A 6122-nucleotide genomic window follows, 5' to 3' on the forward strand; every position below is an offset into this window, starting at 1 on the left:
CCCTCGCGGCGCCCGTCGTCGTCTGGGGCGGGCTGCCCTTCCACCGGGCGGCGTTCACCAACCTCCGGCACGGCGCGGCGACCATGGACACGCTCGTCTCCGTCGGCACGCTCGCCGCCTTCGGCTGGTCGCTGTGGGCGCTGTTCCTCGGGGACGCGGGGATGACGGGGATGCGGCACGGCTTCGAGCTCACGGCCGGTCCTGGGGACGGCACGTCGACGATCTACCTCGAAGTCGCCTCCGGGGTCATCTCCTTCATCCTCCTCGGCCGCTGGCTGGAGGCCCGCGCCAAGCGGACGGCGGGCTCGGCCCTGCGCGCCCTGCTGGAACTCGGGGCCAAGGACGTCACCGTGCTGCGGTCCGGCACCGAGGAGCGCGTCCCGGTCGGCCGCCTGGCCGTCGGCGACCGCTTCCTCGTACGGCCCGGCGAGACCATCGCCACCGACGGCACCGTCGTCGAGGGCGCCTCCGCGGTCGACGTCTCGATGCTCACCGGCGAGTCCGTGCCGGTCGACGTGGGCGTGGGCGACACCGTCACCGGGGCCACCGTGAACGCCTCCGGCCGCCTGGTCGTACGGGCCACCCGCGTCGGCTCCGACACCCGGCTCGCCCGTATCGCGCGGCTGGTCGAGGACGCCCAGACCGGCAAGGCACGGGTGCAGCGCCTCGCCGACCGGATCGCCGGGGTCTTCGTGCCGGTGGTGCTGCTCATCGCGGCCGGTACGCTGGCGGGCTGGCTGGGCGCCACCGGCGACGTGACCGCCGCCTTCACCGCCGCCGTGGCCGTCCTGATCATCGCCTGCCCGTGCGCCCTCGGCCTCGCCACGCCGACGGCCCTGATGGTCGGCACCGGGCGCGGCGCCCAGCTCGGCATCCTGATCAAGGGCCCGGAGGTCCTTGAGTCCACCCGCACGGTGGACACCATCGTCCTGGACAAGACCGGCACCGTGACGACGGGACGCATGGAGCTCAGGGACGTCCACGCCGCCGGGGACACGGACGAGAAGCAGCTCCTGCGCCTGACGGGCGCCCTGGAGCACGCCTCCGAGCACCCGATCGCCCGCGCCCTGGCGGCGGGTGCCGCCGAGCGGCTCGGCGTCGGCGCCGAAGAACTCCCCGCGCCCGAGGGCTTCGAGAACGCCGCCGGGCTCGGCGTGCGGGGCACGGTCGAGGGACACGAGGTCATCGCCGGACGGGAGCGGCTCCTCGCGGACGCCGGGGTCACCGGCCTGGAGGCGCTCGCGGCGGCCGGAGAGCGGGCGGAGGCCGACGGGCGCACCGCCGTGCTGGTCGCCTGGGACGGGGTCGCGCGGGGCGTGCTGACCGTCGCCGACGCCGTACGGGAGTCCAGCCCGCAGGCGGTGCGCGAACTGCGGGCGCTCGGCCTCGAACCGGTGCTGCTGACCGGCGACAACAAGGCGGTGGCCGACGCGGTGGCCCGACGGGTGGGCATCGCGCCCGACGCGGTGTACGCGGAGGTGCTCCCGGAGGAGAAGGTCGGCGTCGTGCGGAGGCTGCGGGACGAGGGCCGGGTGGTGGCGATGGTCGGCGACGGGGTGAACGACGCGGCGGCGCTCGCCACCGCCGATCTCGGCCTCGCGATGGGCACGGGCACGGACGCGGCGATCGAGGCGAGCGATCTGACGCTGGCGCGCGGGGACCTGCGGGTGGCGGCGGACGCCATCAGGCTCTCCCGGAAGACCCTCGCCACGATCAAGGGCAACCTCTTCTGGGCCTTCGGCTACAACGTCGCCGCGCTGCCGCTGGCCGCCGCCGGGCTCCTGAATCCGATGATCGCCGGGGCCGCGATGGCGTTCTCGTCGGTCTTCGTCGTCAGCAACAGTCTGCGCCTGCGGACTTTTTCATGATCCTTCGAACTTTCTCATGCCCCCTTCACATGTCCGTTTCAGCACCTTCACACCCTTGCCTCTATCCACATATCGGGGCTCTTGCGGATAGACAGGACATATGCAAGAGACGCAGATCACATTGCTCTGGACGTAACCATCTTGGGGGGTCGCGAGTCTAATGGGACGATGCCAGAAGATGTCTTGGGGGACGTCTTCCGACATCGGAGGACATCTTGGGGGATGTTCTCGGTTTGTGTTGTTGGCCGGGGCACGTGCGTCGGGGAGCTTGAGCGGCCCTCCCGACGTCGCGCGTCCCGGCGGACCGCAGGGCCACCAAAACGCCCGGCCGGATCCCGTGGGGGGAATCCGCACCGGGAAAAAGGGAAGCGCCCCGACCGTCGACCCGTGGGGGGATCGATGGCGGGGCGCTTTCCGCTTCGCGAGGACTTCTAGCGGCCCTCGACCGGGACGAAGTCCCGCAGGACCTCACCCGTGTAGATCTGGCGGGGACGGCCGATGCGCGAACCCGGCTCCTTGATCATCTCGTGCCACTGGGCGATCCAGCCGGGCAGCCGGCCGAGCGCGAACAGCACGGTGAACATCTCGGTCGGGAAGCCCATCGCGCGGTAGATGAGGCCCGTGTAGAAGTCCACGTTGGGGTAGAGCTTGCGCTCGACGAAGTAGTCGTCGGCCAGCGCGTGCTCCTCCAGCTTCAGCGCGATGTCGAGCAGCTCGTCGGACTTGCCGAGCGCCGAGAGGACGTCGTGCGCCGCCGCCTTGATGATCTTCGCCCGGGGGTCGAAGTTCTTGTAGACGCGGTGCCCGAAGCCCATGAGCTTCACGCCGTCTTCCTTGTTCTTCACCTTGCGGATGAAGGTGTCGACGTCGCCGCCGGTGGCCTGGATGCCCTCCAGCATCTCCAGGACCGACTGGTTGGCGCCGCCGTGCAGCGGACCCCACAGGGCCGAGATGCCGGCCGAGATCGAGGCGAACATGTTCGCCTGCGAGGAGCCGACCAGGCGCACGGTGGAGGTCGAGCAGTTCTGCTCGTGGTCCGCGTGCAGGATCAGGAGCTTGTCGAGCGCGGAGACCACGACCGGGTCCAGCTCGTACTCGGCGGCGGGCACCGAGAAGGTCATGCGCAGGAAGTTCTCGACGTAGCCGAGGTCGTTGCGCGGGTAGACGACCGGGTGGCCCTGCGACTTCTTGTACGCGTAGGCGGCGATCGTCGGGAGCTTGGCGAGAAGGCGGATCGTCGAGAGGTGACGCTGCTTCTCGTCGAACGGGTTGTGGCTGTCCTGGTAGAACGTCGACAGCGCGCTGACCACGGACGACAGCATCGCCATCGGGTGGGCGTCACGCGGGAAGCCGTCGTAGAACCGCTTGACGTCCTCGTGCAGCAGGGTGTGCTGCGTGATCTCGTTCTTGAACGTGGCCAGCTCGTCGACCTTCGGCAGCTCGCCGTTGATCAGCAGGTACGCCACCTCGGTGAAGGTGGAGCGCTCGGCCAGCTGCTCGATCGGGTAGCCGCGGTACCGGAGGATGCCCTGTTCACCGTCGAGATAGGTGATGGCGGATTTATAGGCGGCGGTGTTGCCATAGCCGCTGTCCAGGGTCACCAGACCGGTCTGGGCGCGGAGCTTCCCGATGTCGAAGCCCTTGTCGCCGACGGTCGAATCGATCACCGGGTAGGTGTATTCGCCATCGCCGTACCGCAGTACTACAGCGTTGTTACCGTTCTCGCTCACGTCATCCCTCACCGACGTTGTGCCTCTTCTTCGAGGTGCCCTGACTGTCTCTACCATCCCCCATTTGGCCCTGGAGAGTGCACTCGGGGTCGACCATTGGGCCTAGCGGCGGCACTCAGTGCCGCCAACCTGCTCATCCTGCCCCCTTCACCCCGGTTGCGAAAGTGCTGTGTGACGTTTCCGACTCGTTTGATCGATCAAATCGTCCCTGAGCCGGGATACGGCGTCCCGCGAGCCGGAAATCCAGGGCCGTGCAGCGCCTGCCCGCGGAGACCGTGCGGACGGCCTGCCCAAGAGCCTTGCGCGAACCGACGAGGACGACCAGCTTTTTCGCGCGTGTCACGGCGGTGTAGAGCAGATTCCGCTGAAGCATCATCCACGCGCCCGTGGTGACCGGGATCACCACCGCCGGATACTCGCTGCCCTGGGAGCGGTGGATCGTCACCGCGTACGCGTGGGCGAGCTCGTCCAGTTCGTCGAAGTCGTACGGCACCTCCTCGTCCTCGTCGGTGAGGACGGTGAGGCGCTGCTCGTCGGGGTCGAGGGCGGTGACGACGCCCACCGTGCCGTTGAAGACGCCGTTCTGTCCCTTCTCGTAGTTGTTGCGGATCTGGGTGACCTTGTCGCCGACGCGGAAGACCCGGCCGCCGAACCGCTTCTCGGGCAGACCCGGGCGGGCCGGGGTGATGGCCTGCTGAAGAAGGCCGTTCAGGCTGCCGGCGCCCGCGGGGCCGCGGTGCATGGGGGCGAGGACCTGGACGTCCCTGCGGGGGTCGAGGCCGAACTTGCGCGGGATGCGGTGCGCGGCGACGTCCACCGTGACGCGGCCCGCGTCCTCGGTCTCGTCCTCGACGAAGAGGAAGAAGTCCTTCATCCCCTGGGTGAGGGGCGGGACGCCGGAGTTGATCCGGTGGGCGTTGGTGACGACGCCGGACTCCTGGGCCTGGCGGAAGATCTGGGTGAGCCGGACGGCGGGCACGGGGCCACCGTCGGCGAGCATGTCCCGCAGTACCTCGCCCGCGCCGACGCTCGGGAGCTGGTCGACGTCGCCCACGAAGAGCAGGTGGGCGCCGGGCGGCACGGCCTTGACCAGCTTGTTGGCGAGCAGCAGGTCGAGCATCGAGGCCTCGTCGACCACGACCAGATCGGCGTCGAGCGGCCGGTCCTTGTCGTACGCCGCGTCTCCGCCCGGCCGCAGTTCGAGCAGGCGGTGCACGGTGGAGGCCTCGGCGCCGGTGAGCTCGGCGAGGCGCTTGGCGGCGCGTCCGGTGGGTGCGGCGAGGACGACCTTGGCCTTCTTGGCACGGGCCAGCTCCACGATGGAGCGGACCGTGAAGGACTTGCCGCAGCCGGGGCCGCCGGTCAGGACGGCGACCTTGCGGGTCAGCGCCAGCCTGACGGCCTCCTTCTGCCCGGCGGCGAGCTGGGCGCCCGTGCGCCGGGCGAGCCAGGCCAGTGCCTTGTCCCAGTCGACGTCGCGGAAGGCGGGCATGCGGTCGTCCGGCGTCCTGAGCAGGCGCAGGAGCTGGGCGGCGAGGGAGAGCTCGGCGCGGTGGAAGGGGACGAGATAGACGGCCGTGATGTCGTCGCCCCCGTCCGGCCCGGGGAGGGTCTCGCGGACGACGCCCTCCTCGTCCTCCGCGAGCTCGGCGAGGCAGTCGATGACGAGGCCCGTGTCGACCTGGAGGAGCTTCACCGCGTCGGCGATGAGGCGCTCCTCGGGCAGATAGCAGTTGCCCTGGTCGGTGGATTGCGAAAGGGCGTACTGGAGACCGGCCTTGACGCGGTCGGGGCTGTCGTGCGGGATGCCGACCGACTGGGCGATGCGGTCGGCGGTGAGGAAGCCGATGCCCCAGACGTCGGCCGCCAGGCGGTACGGCTCGTTCTTCACCACGGAGATGGAGGCGTCGCCGTACTTCTTGTAGATCCGCACAGCGATGGAGGTGGAGACGCCCACTCCCTGGAGGAAGACCATGACCTCCTTGATGGCCTTCTGCTCCTCCCAGGCGGCGGCGATCATCCTGGTCCGCTTGGGGCCGAGGCCCGGCACCTCCACGAGCCGCTTGGGCTCGGTCTCGATGATGTCGAGGGTGTCGACGCCGAAGTGCGTGGTGATGCGGTCGGCCATCACGGGGCCGATGCCCTTGATGAGGCCGGAGCCGAGATAGCGGCGGATGCCCTGGATGGTGGCGGGGAGCACCGTCGTGTAGTTCTCCACGGTGAACTGCTTGCCGTACTGCGGGTGGGAGCCCCAGCGGCCCTGCATCCGCAGGGACTCGCCGACCTGGGCGCCGAGCAGTGAGCCGACGACCGTGAGCAGGTCGCCGCCGCCGCGGCCGGTGTCGACGCGCGCCACGGTGTAACCCGTCTCCTCGTTGGCATACGTGATGCGTTCGAGGACCCCCTCCAGCACTGCGGCCGCTGCCGCTGGACTCGACATGATCCGACGCTACCGCCCGGCACTGACATACGGGGCCCGGGGAACCTCGAAGGGGCCCGGTCCGTCGACCGGGCCCCTTCGCTC

Annotated in this window: 3 protein-coding genes; 1 reads left to right on the forward strand and 2 read right to left on the reverse strand. The window is 69.8% G+C overall.

What is annotated here, in order from left to right:
* On the forward strand, nucleotides 1–1868 hold a 1868-nt coding region (locus AB8Z36_RS26885; RefSeq protein WP_369215962.1), incomplete at its 5' end, for a copper-translocating P-type ATPase.
* Between the two features lie 431 nt (nucleotides 1869–2299).
* Here the strand turns inward: AB8Z36_RS26885 and AB8Z36_RS26890 are convergent.
* A complete protein-coding gene (locus tag AB8Z36_RS26890; protein WP_369215963.1) occupies nucleotides 2300–3598 on the reverse strand; it encodes a citrate synthase in 1299 nt (432 codons plus the stop codon).
* A gap of 133 nt (nucleotides 3599–3731) precedes the next feature.
* On the reverse strand, nucleotides 3732–6038 hold the full coding sequence (recD2, locus tag AB8Z36_RS26895; protein WP_369215964.1) for an SF1B family DNA helicase RecD2: 2307 nt from the start codon (nucleotides 6036–6038) through the stop codon (nucleotides 3732–3734).
* Nucleotides 6039–6122: the final 84 nt, after the last annotated feature.

It is taken from the genome of Streptomyces flavofungini (assembly GCF_041028215.1).
GTDB lineage: Bacteria > Actinomycetota > Actinomycetes > Streptomycetales > Streptomycetaceae > Streptomyces > Streptomyces flavofungini_B.

Bases quoted from the DNA above. Each gene is read 5' to 3' on its own strand.
- recD2 (WP_369215964.1), bottom strand. From the start codon at position 6,038: ATGTCGAGTCCAGCGGCAGCGGCCGCAGTGCTGGAGGGGGTCCTCGAA.